Annotated in this window: 11 protein-coding genes; 5 read left to right on the top strand and 6 right to left on the bottom strand. The window is 60.0% G+C overall.

What is annotated here, in order from left to right:
* Position 1: 1 nt before the first annotated feature.
* The 5 genes from BZL43_RS26675 to gloB all read right to left on the bottom strand — a co-directional run bounded on the left by BZL43_RS26675 (position 2) and on the right by gloB (position 7399).
* Positions 2–1075, bottom strand: a complete 1074-nt coding sequence (locus BZL43_RS26675) for a microcin C ABC transporter permease YejB (RefSeq protein ID WP_095635045.1) — start codon at positions 1073–1075, stop codon at positions 2–4.
* Between the two features lie 4 nt (positions 1076–1079).
* Entirely contained in the window at positions 1080–2921 is a 1842-nt protein-coding gene (locus tag BZL43_RS26680) for an extracellular solute-binding protein (RefSeq protein WP_095635046.1), read from the bottom strand.
* Positions 2918–4750: an extracellular solute-binding protein gene (locus BZL43_RS26685; RefSeq protein WP_095635047.1), complete on the bottom strand. Its 1833-nt coding sequence runs from the start codon at positions 4748–4750 to the stop codon at positions 2918–2920. Before BZL43_RS26685 ends, BZL43_RS26680 begins: the two co-directional genes overlap by 4 nt.
* A 327-nt stretch (positions 4751–5077) precedes the next feature.
* Positions 5078–6532: a transglycosylase SLT domain-containing protein gene (locus BZL43_RS26690; RefSeq protein ID WP_095635048.1), complete on the bottom strand. Its 1455-nt coding sequence runs from the start codon at positions 6530–6532 to the stop codon at positions 5078–5080.
* A 99-nt stretch (positions 6533–6631) separates the two neighbouring features.
* Positions 6632–7399 carry a hydroxyacylglutathione hydrolase gene (gene gloB / locus BZL43_RS26695; protein ID WP_095635049.1) on the bottom strand — a complete coding sequence of 256 codons (768 nt, stop codon included), beginning with the start codon at positions 7397–7399 and terminating at the stop codon, positions 6632–6634.
* A gap of 65 nt (positions 7400–7464) precedes the next feature.
* Here gloB and BZL43_RS26700 point away from each other — a divergent pair, with 65 nt between their 5' ends.
* The 5 genes from BZL43_RS26700 (at position 7465) to BZL43_RS26725 (ending at position 12989) form a co-directional block, all read left to right on the top strand.
* A complete protein-coding gene (locus BZL43_RS26700) occupies positions 7465–8223 on the top strand; it encodes a methyltransferase domain-containing protein (RefSeq protein ID WP_095635050.1) in 759 nt (252 codons plus the stop codon).
* Positions 8224–8314: 91 nt separating this feature from the next.
* Positions 8315–8767: a ribonuclease HI gene (rnhA, locus tag BZL43_RS26705; protein WP_095635051.1), complete on the top strand. Its 453-nt coding sequence runs from the start codon at positions 8315–8317 to the stop codon at positions 8765–8767.
* Between the two features lie 200 nt (positions 8768–8967).
* Positions 8968–9726 (top strand): DNA polymerase III subunit epsilon, encoded by a 759-nt coding sequence (dnaQ, locus tag BZL43_RS26710; RefSeq protein WP_095635052.1) that lies wholly within the window; start codon positions 8968–8970, stop codon positions 9724–9726.
* A 378-nt stretch (positions 9727–10104) separates the two neighbouring features.
* The gene (locus BZL43_RS26720; protein WP_095635053.1) at positions 10105–12360 is read left to right on the top strand and encodes an Orn/Lys/Arg decarboxylase N-terminal domain-containing protein; all 2256 of its coding nucleotides are present in this window, start codon (positions 10105–10107) and stop codon (positions 12358–12360) included.
* A 14-nt stretch (positions 12361–12374) separates the two neighbouring features.
* Positions 12375–12989 (top strand): GNAT family N-acetyltransferase, encoded by a 615-nt coding sequence (locus BZL43_RS26725; protein ID WP_095635054.1) that lies wholly within the window; start codon positions 12375–12377, stop codon positions 12987–12989.
* Here BZL43_RS26725 and BZL43_RS26730 read toward each other — a convergent pair.
* Positions 12955–13848: a LysR family transcriptional regulator gene (locus BZL43_RS26730; RefSeq protein WP_095635055.1), complete on the bottom strand. Its 894-nt coding sequence runs from the start codon at positions 13846–13848 to the stop codon at positions 12955–12957. The genes BZL43_RS26725 and BZL43_RS26730 overlap by 35 nt on opposite strands.
* Positions 13849–13903 lie beyond the last annotated feature (55 nt).

The following is a 13903-nucleotide window of genomic DNA, read 5'->3' on the forward strand; positions in this document are numbered from 1 at the left end:
CTCAATGCTCCCGGCTTTCGAAGTCGATGCGCGGATCGACAAAGGTGTAAGTGAGGTCACCGATCAGCTTCACCACCAACCCCAGCAGGGTAAAGATGAACAGCGTGCCGAAAACCACCGGGTAGTCGCGGTTGATCGCCGCCTCGAAACTCATCAAGCCGAGGCCATCGAGGGAGAAAATCACCTCCACCAGCAACGAGCCGGTGAAGAAGATCCCGATGAACGCCGAAGGGAAACCGGCGATCACCAGCAGCATGGCGTTGCGAAACACATGGCCGTACAACACGCGGTGACGGGTCAGGCCCTTGGCCTTGGCGGTGATGACGTATTGCTTGTTGATTTCATCGAGGAAGCTGTTTTTGGTCAGCAGGGTCATGGTCGCGAAGTTGCCGATCACCAAGGCGGTCACCGGCAGCGCCAGGTGCCAGAAGTAATCGAGGATCTTGCCACCTGTACTGAGCTCGTCAAAGTTGTTCGAGGTCAGGCCCCGTAGCGGAAACCAGTCGAAATAGCTGCCGCCGGCGAACACCACAATCAGCAGGATGGCGAACAGGAACGCCGGGATCGCGTAACCGACGATGATCGCCGAACTGGTCCAGACATCGAAATGGCTGCCGTGTCGCGTCGCCTTGGCGATCCCCAGCGGAATCGACACCAGGTACATGATCAGCGTGCTCCACAGCCCCAGTGAGATCGACACCGGCAGCTTTTCCTTGATCAGGTCGATGACCTTGGCGTCACGGAAGAAGCTATCGCCAAAATCCAGGGTGGCGTAGTTCTTGATCATGATCCACAAACGTTCCGGCGCCGATTTATCGAAGCCGTACATGTGCTCGATTTCCTTGACCAGCGCCGGGTCCAGGCCTTGCGCCCCACGATAGGCCGAACCTGCCACCGACACTTCGGCACCGCCGCCGGCGATGCGGCTGGTGGCACCTTCGAAGCCTTCGAGCTTGGCGATCATCTGTTCCACCGGCCCGCCGGGGGCGGCCTGGATGATCACGAAGTTGATCAGCAAAATGCCGAACAGCGTCGGGATGATCAGCAGCAGTCGCCGAAAAATATACGCCAGCATCTGATTACTCCGTGCCCGCAGGGTCGGCTTGCAGTTTGGTTTCGACTTCTATCGGCAATGTCGCGTCGGGCTTGACCCACCAGGTGTTAATGCCGATGTCATATTTGGGCGAAACCTTCGGGTGACCGATATGGTTCCAGTACGCCACGCGCCAGGTCTTGATGTGCCAGTTGGGGATCACGTAATAACCCCATTGCAGCACTCGGTCCAGGGCCCTGGCGTGAGCCACCAGGCTTTGGCGCGAATCAGCATTGATCAGTTGCTCGACCAGTTGGTCCACCACCGGGTCTTTCAGGCCCATGGAGTTGCGACTGCCGGGTTTGTCGGCGGCGGCCGACATCCAGAACTCACGCTGTTCGTTACCCGGCGAGTTGGACTGCGGGAAGCTGCCGACGATCATGTCGAAGTCCCGGGAGCGCACGCGGTTGATGTATTGCGAGACGTCGACCCGACGGATCACCAGGTCGATGCCCAGGTCGCTGAGGTTGCGCTTGAACGGCAACAGCACCCGCTCGAACTCGGTCTGGGCCACCAGGAATTCGATGGTCACCGGCTTGCCGGTGGCGTCGACCATTTTGTCGTCGACGATTCGCCAGCCGGCTTCTTGCAGCAGTTGATAGGCTTTGCGCTGCTGGGTGCGGATCATGCCGCTGGCGTCGGTCACCGGGTTCTGGAACGCCTCGCTGAATACCTGTTCGGGGATCTTGCCGCGCAACGGATTCAAAATTTCCAGCTCGTCGGCGTCCGGCAGGCCAGTGGCGGCCATTTCCGAGTTTTCAAAGTAACTGCGGGTGCGCGCGTAGGCGCCGTTGAACAGTTGCTTGTTAGTCCATTCGAAATCCAGTAGCAGTGTCAGCGCCTGACGCACGCGCACATCCTGAAACACCGGGCGGCGCAGGTTGAACACGAAGCCTTGCATGCCAGTGGGGTTGCCGTTGGGGATTTCTTCCTTGATCAGCCGACCTTCGGCCACCGCCGGAATGTTGTAGGCCTTGGCCCAGTTTTTCGCGGCCGATTCCAGCCAGAAGTCGAACTGACCGGCCTTGAGCGCTTCCAGCGCGACGGTGTTGTCGCGGTAGTAGTCAGTGGTCATCACGTCGAAGTTGTAGAACCCGCGATTGACCGGCAGGTCCTTGCCCCAATAATCCTTGACCCGCTCATAACGCACCGAGCGCCCGGCCTTCACTTGGCTGACTTTGTAAGGGCCGCTGCCCAGCGGCAGTTCCAGGTTACCTTTGTTGAAGTCGCGGGTAGCCCACCAATGCTTGGGCAGCACCGGCAGCTGGCCGAGGATCAGCGGCAACTCACGGTTGTTTTTGTGCTTGAACTTGAACAGCACTTTGAGCGGGTCTTCGGCGACCACGTCCTCCACGTCGCTGTAATAACCGCGAAAGAGCGGGGCGCCGTCCTTGATCAGCGTCTGGAAGCTGAACACCACGTCTTCGGCACGTACCGGATGACCGTCGTGGAAGCGTGCTTCGGGACGCAGGTAGAAGCGTACCCAGCTGTTGTCCGGGGCTTTTTCGATTTTGCCGGCGATCAGGCCGTATTCGGTAAACGGCTCATCCAGGCCCTGCTTGGCCAGGGTGTCGTAGATCATGCTGATGTCGTCGGCCGGCACGCCTTTGTTGATGAACGGATTGAGGCTGTCGAAGCCACCGAATCCGGCCTGGCGGAAGATCCCGCCCTTGGGGGCGTCGGGGTTCACGTAATCGAAATGTTTGAAATCGGCCGGGTATTTCGGCGGCTCGTTGTACAGGGTCAAGGCATGTTGCGGGGCGGCAAAGGCCAGCCCGGCGAACAGCAGACCGCTGGCCTGCAAGAGCAGGGCACGTAGGGGTTTCATCGATCTTTCTCCGAAGATTTCAGCCACCACGCGCTCAGGCCCAGGGTATAGGGCGGCGTGGTGACGAAGGCGAACCGGTTGCGGTAGGCCAGGCGGTGATAATTGAGGTACCAGTTGGGAATGATGTAGTGCTGCCACAGCAGCACCCGGTCGAGCGCCTTGCCTGCGGCGACTTGTGCATCACGGGTCTGGGCGGCGAGCAGTTGTTCAAGCAAATGGTCGACCACCGGGTTGGCGATACCTGCGTAATTCTTGCTGCCCTTGACCCCGACCTGGCTGGAATGGAAGTACTGCCATTGTTCCAGGCCCGGGCTGAGGGTCTGGTTGAGGGTCATCAGGATCATGTCGAAATCGAACTGATCGAGGCGCTGTTTGTACTGGGCGCGATCGACCGTGCGCAGCCGTGCATCGATGCCGATGCTGGCCAGGTTCTCGACGTAAGGCTGAAGGATGCGTTCCAGGTTCGGGTTGACCAGCAGAATCTCGAAGCGCAACGGTTGGCCGATGCTGTTCTGTAGCCGCTGACCGTGGAGCTTCCAGCCGGCCTCGGCGAGCAGCTCCAGGGCCTTGCGCATGGTTTCTCGCGGAATGCCGCGGCCTTCGGTCTGCGGCAGGCTGAACGGCTCGGTGAGCAGCTTGGCGGGCAGTTGATCGCGATAGGGCTTGAGCAACAGCCACTCATGACCGACCGGTAGCCCGGTGGCGGAAAACTCACTGTTGGGGTAATAACTCAAGGCTCGCGTATAGGCGCCACTGAACAGCGTGCGGTTGGTCCATTCGAAGTCGAACATCAGCCCCAGCGCTTCGCGGACCTTGGCCTCGGCGAAAGTTGGCCGCCGGCTGTTCATGAACAGGCCCTGGCTCTGGGTCGGGATCTGGTGCGGTATCTGTGCCTTGATCACATCGCCACGGCGCACGGCCGGGAAGTTGTAGCCGCTGGCCCAGTTCTTCGCCTGGTGTTCGATATAGATGTCGAACTCACCGGCCTTGAACGCTTCGAAAGCCACATCGCTGTCGCGGTAGAACTCGACTTCCATGCGATCGACGTTGTATTTGCCGCGATTGACCGGCAGGTCCTTGCCCCAGTAATCCTTGACCCGTTCGAAGACGATCTGCCGCCCGGGCGTTACCGAGGTGATGCGATACGGTCCGCTGCCCAATGGCGGCTCGAACGTGGTGGCCTTGAAATCGCGACCTTCCCAGTAATGCTGGGGCAACACCGGCAACTCGCCCAGGCGCAGGATCAGCAGCGGATTGCCGGCGCGCTTGAAGACGAAACGGATACGCCGTGGGTTGAGAATATCCACCCGTGACACTTCCTGAAGGTTGGTGCGGTATTGCGGGTGACCGTCCTTGAGCAGCAAACGGTACGAGAACGCCACGTCGTAAGCGGTGATCGGCGTGCCATCCTGGAAACGCGCTTCGGGGCGCAGGTTGAACACCACCCAGCTGCGGTCCTCGCTGTATTCCACCGATTGGGCAATCAGGCCATAACTGGAGGTCGGCTCATCGCCCGACGGCGCGTATTGGCCGGTGCCGACCATCAGCGGTTCATTGAGTTCGTTGATACCGTATTGCAGGAAGTTGGCGGTGGAAACCGGGCTCGAGCCCTTGAATGTGTAAGGGTTGAGCGTATCGAAGGTGCCAAACGCCATCACCCGCAATGTACCGCCCTTGGGCGCTTGCGGGTTGACCCAGTCGAAGTGGGTAAATCTGGCCGGGTACTTGAGCGTGCCGAACTGCGCATAACCATGGCTTTCGCTGATCGTCGCGCTTGCGGGGGAGCTCAAGGCCAGGCTGATCAGGAGCAGGAGGAGGGGACGCTTCAAGTCAGAGATCCGATCCAGGCGGCTTGGGCTTTGTGGGCCGTACAGTAACAGCTTGTATCGACAGGAAAAAGACGGGGGGTTAATGCGTTGTTAATTGTCGGGGGGATTAGCCTGCAAGCGCAAAATCTGTGGCGAGGGGGCTTGCCTGTGGCGAGGGGGCTTGCCCCCGTTCGGCTGCGCAGCAGTCGTTAAATCCTACGAATGCGGTGGACTTGAAAAAATGCTGGGGCCGCTTCGCGACCCAACGGGGGCAAGCCCCCTCGCCACAAAAGCCCTCAAACCACAAAAGCCCTCTCACCACAAATGCCCCTCGACAGGGCGTGCTGCTTAATGCGGTGAAGCAACCGTCAGCATCTGCCCCGGTTTCAGCGCCTGGCCCACCCGAGGGTTCCAGCGCTTGAGGTGCTGCATTTCAACATTGAAGCGCTTGGCGACCATGTACAGGGAGTCGCCTTGCTTGACCTTGTATTGGGTCTGTTGCGTCTTGTTGGTGATTTTGCCGTTGGTCTTGCTGTTCGCCGCGACTACCGTGTCGACGCGTCCGGATTTCCGCTTGGCGGTGTCTTGCATTACCAGGGTCTGGCCGACCTTGAGGTTTTTGCCGGTCAGTTTGTTCCAGCGTTGCAAGTCCTTGACGTCGACCTTGTTGGCCTTGGCGATGGTGCCCAGGTTGTCGCCACGTTTGACTCGATAGGCGCGCTTGAGGCTGGCGATTTCGCTGTCATCCGCCCCTTCGAATACCGGCTTGAGCGATCGCTGGCTGATCAACTCGTCAGGGCGCATGGTCGACAGGCTGGCGGTCAGCAGTTGTGCCTTGGACGTTGGCACCAGCAGATGCTGGGGGCCGTCGATGGTGGTGCGCTGCTTGAAGGCGGGGTTGAGCTGGAACAGTTCGTCTTCGTCGATATTGGCCACCGCGGCAACCTTGGACAGGTCCATGCGCTGGTTGATTTCGACGACCTGGAAGTACGGTTCGTTGGCGATCGGGTTGAGGTTCACGCCATAGGCGTCGGGCGCCAGGACCACTTGCGACAATGCCAGCAGTTTCGGCACATAGGCCTGGGTTTCCGCTGGCAGCGGCAGGTTCCAGTAGTCGGTCGGCAGGCCGAGTCGTTCGTTGCGCTCGATGGCCCGGCTGACCGTGCCTTCGCCGGCGTTGTAGGCCGCCAGGGCCAGCAACCAGTCACCGTTGAACATATCGTGCAAACGGGTCAGGTAATCCATGGCCGCGGTGGTCGAAGCGGTGATGTCGCGACGGCCATCGTAGAAGCGGGTCTGACGCAGGTTGAAGTAACGCCCGGTGGATGGAATGAATTGCCAAAGACCCACCGCGTTGGCCCGGGAATAGGCCATCGGGTTGTAGGCACTTTCAATCACCGGCAACAGCGCCAGTTCCAGCGGCATGTTGCGTTCTTCAAGGCGTTCGACGATGTAGTGAATGTAGAGACTGCCGCGTTCGCCGGCGTTTTCGAGGAAGGACGGGTTACTGGCGAACCACAGGCGCTGTTGCTCGATGCGCGGGTTGATGCCCAGGTTGTCCTGTAACTGGAAACCCTGGCGCATGCGTTCCCAGACGTCCTGTGGAATTTGCGGTGTCGGTTTTTCGCTGAGCCAGACAGGTTTTTGCTTGGCTCGAGCGGCGATGTTCGGAGTGTGTGTCGCTTCGGTCTGCGGCACATGGCTGGAACAGCCCGCCAACGTGGCGGACACAGCCACCGCGATGGCTTGAGCCAAGCGGGTCAATGCGTCTGAATTGATGGCTTTACGAATAGGTGACGACATTGGCTGGAAGTAAGTTCCGGGCAAAAATGTCGGGCGATTCTAGAAAGCGCACCCCCTTCGGTCAACCATTCAGAATTTTTGTACCAACGTGATGGCTACTTAGAACTTATCTTTCCAAGCGCGCAGAGCAGCAAAAACCGCACTCGGAGCCCGGTTTTGGGTTCCGTTCCGTTCGTCCACTTTTTCTTTAACGGATGTTTCGTCAACACGCAAAAACGGATTGGTAAGCTTTTCAAGCGCCAGCGTAGAGGGCAGCGTCATGATTCCGGCTTCACGTTGCGCGGTAACTTTTTCCAGACGTGCGGCGGTATCCGGATTGCCCGGTTCCACCGCTGCGGCAAACTTGAGATTACTCAGGGTGTATTCGTGGGTGCAGTACACCAGCGTGTCTGCGGGCAGTGCCGCGAGGCGGCTCAGCGAGTGATGCATTTGCTCCGGCGTGCCTTCGAACAGGCGCCCGCAACCGGCGGCGAACAGGGTGTCGCCGCAAAACAAATGGCCCTGATGATAAAAGGCGATGTGGCCGAGGGTATGGCCTGGCACCTGGATAACATCGAATTCCCAGCCCAGTACGCTGATGCGGTCATGATCCTTGAGCGCCACATCCCGCCCCGGGATGCTTTCGCTGGCCGGGCCATAGACGGTCGCGTCTGTCGCTTTTTTCAGCCGCTCGACGCCGCCGACATGGTCATGATGGTGATGAGTGATCAGAATATCGCTTAATACCCAACCCGGGTGCGCGGCGAGCCAGGCTTGTACTGGCGCGGCATCGCCCGGATCGACCACGGCGCAGCGCTGGGTGCTGTGGTCTTGTAACAACCAGATGTAGTTGTCGGTGAAGGCGGGCAGGGCAGTGATCTGTATCATCGTCGGATTCGCCAAGCGGAAAACATTGGCGCATCTTAGAACTTCCTGGCGCGTTGGAGAATGCAATGACCGATAAAGCGTTCGCTCAGGCTGATCCTGAGTGGCTGACATTGATCAGCGCGGCCCGTGAATGGCTGTCCGGGCCCATCGGGCAATTTCTGCTGGACGAAGAACGACGCATGCTCGAAGACGAGTTGGGGCGCTTCTTCGGCGGCTACCTGGTGCATTACGGCCCTTCGGCGCAAACGCCGCCGTCGGCGCCGCAGGTCCAGCGCAACGTGCGGCTCGGCGCGCCGTTGCCGGGCGTGGAGATCGTCTGCGAAGAGCAAGCCTGGCCTTTGAGCGAGCATGCCGCCGATGTGGTGGTGTTGCAGCACGGGCTGGATTTCTGCCTCTCGCCCCACGGTTTGCTGCGCGAAGCGGCGAGCAGTGTCCGGCCTGGCGGGCATCTGCTGATTATCGGGATCAACCCCTGGAGCAGCTGGGGCCTGCGTCATGTGTTCGCCCATGACGCCTTGCGCAAGGCCCGTTGCATTTCGCCGTCGCGGGTTGGCGACTGGCTGAATCTACTGGGCTTCGCGCTGGAGAAACGCCGCTTCGGGTGCTATCGTCCGCCGCTTGCATCGCCTGCCTGGCAAGCCCGCCTGGCCGGTTGGGAGCGTAAGGCCGGTGACTGGCAATTGTCGGGTGGTGGCTTCTATTTATTGGTCGCCCGCAAGATCGTGGTAGGCCTGCGGCCGGTGCGCCAGGAACGGCGCGAACCAATGGGCAAGCTGATTCCGTTACCGATGGCCAAGGTCAACCGTCGTCACCTCGAACCGTAATACACATTTTATTTTGCCGGTCGGATTCATCCGGCCTCGGGCATCGTCGGTCATCGATCGGCGAGCCACCGCATTTTCTGGATAGATTGGCATGAGCGATAGCGTAGAACTCTTCACCGATGGCGCCTGTAAGGGCAACCCTGGCCCGGGCGGCTGGGGTGCATTGCTGGTGTACAAGGGCGTTGAAAAAGAACTCTGGGGCGGCGAAGCCAACACCACCAATAACCGTATGGAGTTGATGGGCGCGATCCGTGGTCTGGAAGAGCTCAAGCGCTCTTGTGACGTGCTGCTGGTGACCGACTCCCAGTACGTGATGAAAGGCATCAATGAATGGATGGCCAACTGGAAAAAACGCGGCTGGAAGACCGCAGCCAAGGAACCGGTAAAAAACGCCGATCTGTGGAAATTGCTCGACGAGCAGGTCAACCGCCACAACGTCACCTGGAAATGGGTGCGCGGTCACGTCGGCCATCACGGCAACGAACGGGCCGACCAATTGGCCAACCGTGGCGTGGATGAAGTGCGTGGGTACAAGCAGGCCTAGACCCTGATCGTTCCCACGCTCCGCGTGGGAATGCAGCCCGGGACGCTCTGCGTCCCATTGGAACGCGGAGCGTCCCTTGAGGCATTCCCACGCAGAGCGTGGGAACGATCAATCGCAGCCTTCGGCAGCTCCTACAGGGGCCGTGTTGCGTGTTAACATCGCCGCTTTTGCACGATTGACCCGTTGAGAGCTGAGCACTGATGGCCACCAGATCCGTTGTACTCGATACCGAAACCACCGGCATGCCGGTGACCGACGGCCACCGGATTATCGAAATCGGTTGTGTCGAGTTGATCGGTCGGCGCCTGACCGGCCGGCATTTCCACGTTTACCTGCAACCGGATCGCGAGAGTGATGAAGGCGCCATCGGCGTTCACGGCATCACGAACGAATTCCTGGTGGGCAAGCCGCGTTTCAATGAAGTGGCCGATGAGTTCTTCGAGTTCATCAAGGGCGCGCAGCTGATCATCCATAACGCGGCGTTCGACGTTGGCTTCATCAACAACGAATTCGCCCTCATGGGGCATCACGATCGGGCGGACATCACGCAACACTGCTCGATCCTCGACACCCTGATGATGGCCCGGGAACGTCACCCGGGGCAGCGCAACAGCCTCGACGCCTTGTGCAAACGCTATGGCGTCGACAACTCTGGCCGTGAGCTGCACGGCGCCTTGCTCGACTCCGAGATTCTCGCCGACGTCTACCTGACCATGACCGGCGGCCAGACCAGCCTGTCGCTGGCCGGTAATGCATCCGATGGCAACGGTTCAGGTGAAGGCGCGGACAACTCCGCCACTGCAATCCGTCGTCTGCCGGCCGATCGTCAGCCGATCCGGATCATCCGTGCGAGTGAAGAAGACCTGGCCCAGCACGTTGCGCGCCTGGAAGCCATCGCCAAATCCGCGGGTGCTCCGTCGCTGTGGCAACAATTGGCGCAGGCCAAGGCTCAGGCCTGATTTCCTTCGAGCTGAAGGGCTTTTGTGGCGAGGGAGCTTGCCTGTGGCGACGGGATTTGCCTGTGGCGAGGGGGCTTGCCTGTGGCGAGGGGGCTTGCCCCCGTTGGGCCGCGAAGCGGCCCCGGATTTTGTCAGATTCACCGCATTGGAGGTTTTACGACTGCTGCGCAGCCGAACGGGGGCAAGCCCTCTCGCCACAAAAAACCTGCCCTCAAAAAAACTCCATTACGGAAATCCTCCCTCATTCGGGTTGTCAGGCCACTTGCTGGTGCGCCCGCCGACCCACTTCAGGGCAAGCCCCCTCGCCACATGCGCTCCAACCCTCTACCCTGAGGTGATTGGCAGGCTACGGTCTGCCGCCTCAGGACACCGAGCCCCATGTATAAAGATTTGAAATTCCCGGTGTTGATCGTCCACCGCGACATCAAGGCCGACACCGTTGCCGGTGATCGTGTGCGCGGCATCGCCCGGGAACTGGAGCAGGAAGGCTTCAGCATCGTCTCGGCGGTCGATTACAACGAAGGACGTCTGGTCGCCTCGACCCATCATGGCCTCTCTTGCATGTTGATTGCCGCCGAAGACGCCAGCAGCAATGCTCATCTTCTGCATAATATGGCCGAGCTGATCCGCCTGGCACGGGTTCGGGCGCCGGACCTGCCGATCTTTGCCCTGGGCGAGCAGGTGACGCTGGAAAATGCCCCGGCCGATGCCATGGCCGAGCTCAATCAACTGCGCGGCATTCTTTATTTGTTCGAAGACACCGTGCCCTTCCTCGCCCGCCAGGTTGCCCGCGCGGCGCGTAAATATCTCGACGGTCTGTTGCCGCCGTTTTTCAAGGCGCTGGTGCAGCACACCGCCGATTCCAATTATTCCTGGCACACCCCCGGCCATGGCGGCGGCGTGGCGTATCACAAGAGCCCGGTGGGGCAAGCATTCCATCAGTTTTTTGGGGAAAACACCCTGCGTTCGGATTTGTCAGTGTCGGTACCGGAACTCGGTTCGCTGCTCGATCACACCGGCCCACTGGCCGAGGCGGAAGCGAGAGCGGCGCGTAATTTTGGCGCCGATCACACTTTTTTCGTGATCAATGGCACCTCGACCGCCAACAAAATCGTCTGGCATTCCATGGTGGCCCGCGATGACCTGGTGCTGGTGGATCGCAACTGCCACAAGTCGGTGCTGCACTCGATCATCATGACTGGCGCGATTCCGCTGTACCTGTGTCCGGAGCGCAATGAGCTGGGGATTATCGGCCCGATTCCGTTGAGTGAATTCAGCCCTGAATCGATCCAGGCCAAAATCGACGCCAGCCCGCTGACCCAGGGTCGCGAGCCAAAGGTCAAGTTGGCGGTGGTGACCAACTCGACTTACGACGGCCTCTGTTACAACGCCGAGCTGATCAAGCAGAGCCTGGGCAACAGCGTCGAGGTGCTGCATTTCGACGAGGCCTGGTACGCCTACGCGGCGTTTCACGAGTTTTTTGCCGGCCGTTACGGCATGGGCACTTCCCGCAGCGAAGACAGCCCGCTGGTGTTCACTACGCACTCCACGCACAAATTGCTGGCGGCGTTCAGTCAGGCGTCGATGATTCATGTTCAGGACGGTGGGGCGCGGCAGTTGGATCGCGACCGGTTCAACGAAGCGTTCATGATGCACATCTCGACCTCGCCGCAGTACAGCATCATCGCCTCGCTAGACGTGGCATCGGCGATGATGGAGGGTCCGGCCGGACGTTCGCTGTTGCAGGAAATGTTCGACGAGGCCCTGAGTTTTCGCCGGGCCCTGGCCAATTTGCGTCAGCACATCGCCGCCGATGACTGGTGGTTTTCCATCTGGCAACCACCCTCGGCCGAAGGGATCGAGCAGGTGGTCACCGAAGACTGGTTGCTGCAACCCGACGCCGATTGGCATGGCTTTGGCGATGTGACCGATGACTATGTGCTGCTCGATCCGATCAAGGTCACGCTGGTGATGCCGGGTTTGACGGCGGGTGGCGCGCTGAGCGCGCGCGGGATTCCGGCGGCGGTGGTCAGTAAATTCCTCTGGGAGCGTGGGCTGGTCGTGGAAAAGACCGGGCTGTATTCGTTCCTGGTGCTGTTCTCCATGGGCATCACCAAGGGCAAATGGAGCACGCTGCTGACGGAATTGCTGGAGTTCAAGCGCAGTTACGACGCCAACATCAGCCTGGCCACTTGCCTGCCGTGTGTGGCGCAACACAATATTGCCCGTTATCAAGGCATGGGCTTGCGCGATCTGTGTGATCAATTGCACGCCTGTTATCGCAGCAACGCCACGGCCAAACACCTCAAACGCATGTACACGGTTTTGCCGGAAGTCGCGATGAAGCCGGCGGACGCCTATGATCAATTGGTGCGCGGAGAAGTTGAGGCTGTTTCGATCGATGCTCTGGACGGGCGGATTGCCGCGGTGATGCTGGTACCCTATCCGCCGGGGATCCCATTGATCATGCCCGGTGAGCGGTTCACAGAATCGACCCGTTCGATCATCGATTACCTGAAGTTTGCCCGTACGTTCGACAGTAGCTTCCCCGGATTTGTCGCCGATGTGCATGGCTTGCAACACGAAGACGAGGGCAATGGACGGCATTACACCGTCGATTGCATCAAGGAATGAGGACCTTTGCGACTATGCAACCCGTCATGAATCCCAAATACCCGGGCCTCTCGGTGCGTGTCGCCGATGAGGGTTTTGCGGCTTATATCTGGGGCAGCGATTTCAGTTTTGAAGTCGCCGCCTATGGTGCCGCACAAATCGGCAAACCGGTGGCGCAGTGGCCGGTGACGCCAATCACCCCCTATCGAAAGTGTTACGGCATCGATCCCGAGGAATTCAGCAGTTTTCGCGATGCCGCCGACAGCGAGATTTTCATGGCCTATCTGGATGACGAGCCGGTGGGGCATTTGGTGGTCAGCACCAACTGGAACGGCTTCGCCCATATCGATGAATTGGCGGTGCATGCGCCGGCGCGCCGTCATGGCGTGGCCAAGGCATTGTTGGATGTGGCGCAGTTCTGGAGTCGCAAGAAAAAATTGCCGGGGATCATGCTGGAAACCCAGAACAACAACCTGGGCGCCTGTCGGCTTTATGAGCGCTGTGGCTATGTGGTCGGCGGTATCGATCACCTGCGTTACCGTGGAATCGATCCGAATACCGCTGAAATGGCGCTGTTCTGGTATCGATTATTCGATAATCCGCTGGAAAACCCGCTTAGCTCGCCAGCATTGCCACGGCTTGTTCCGTGATGATCTCCAGCAGCGTCTGAACGGCCGAAGAGCGTTCGGCGCTCTTCAGGCTCAAGGCATACACGCTGATCGGTACGGCAGGCGCCAGCGGGCAGGCATCGAGCCCGGCGGATTTGGCGCCGAGGGCGGTAAACGGGTCGACAATCGCCAGGCCTTCACCGGCCTCGACCATGCTGCGCATCATCTGATGAGTCTGGACCCGGGTCTGAATAACCGGAGCAGGGCGCAGTGCATGCAGCTTGTTGTCCAGCGCCGGGCTTAACGGGTCGTGACCTTCCAGGCCGACCATCGACTGGCCGGCCAGGTCCTGCAGCGAGATGTACTTCTGTTTCGGCTGCAGCCAGCCATGGGGCGCCAGCAGCTGGAGCTTGCCTTGAGCGATGACCTGGCAATGGATATCGGCGTGGTCCGGGTCATGCAGGCTCAGGCCCAGATCGCTTTCACGCAGCAGCAGGCTTCTGATAATCGCGCCGGTCGGCTCGCTCAGGAGGGTGCAAGGGGCATCGGGCAGGCGTCGGCGCAGGGCCGCGATGCTGTGTGGCAACAGCTGTTGCGCCAGCGGTGGGGTGCAGATGATGCGCAGGGGCGGGGCCAGATACTGCTTGAGGCTGCTGGCCAGTCGTTGCACTGGCTCGAGGGCCTCGTAGACGTGGGCGATCCCGACTTTCAGTTCCGCTGCTTCGCGGGTGGCTTGCAGGCGACCACGCACGCTGGCAAACAGCATGAACCCCAACTGGTCCTCGGCATCACGCAGGGTGCGTTCAACCTCGGTCACTGGCAGCTGCAGCCATTCGGCGGCGGTGCCCAGGTGACCGGTCTGCAGGAGCGCCTGGATCACTTCGATATGACGTAAACGCATGCGTGAAGTCCATGTTCAGCAAGTGAGGGAGTCAGTCACTGAATCCTAACCCAAG

This window comes from Pseudomonas sp. PICF141 (genome assembly GCF_002286815.1).
Taxonomy (GTDB): domain Bacteria; phylum Pseudomonadota; class Gammaproteobacteria; order Pseudomonadales; family Pseudomonadaceae; genus Aquipseudomonas.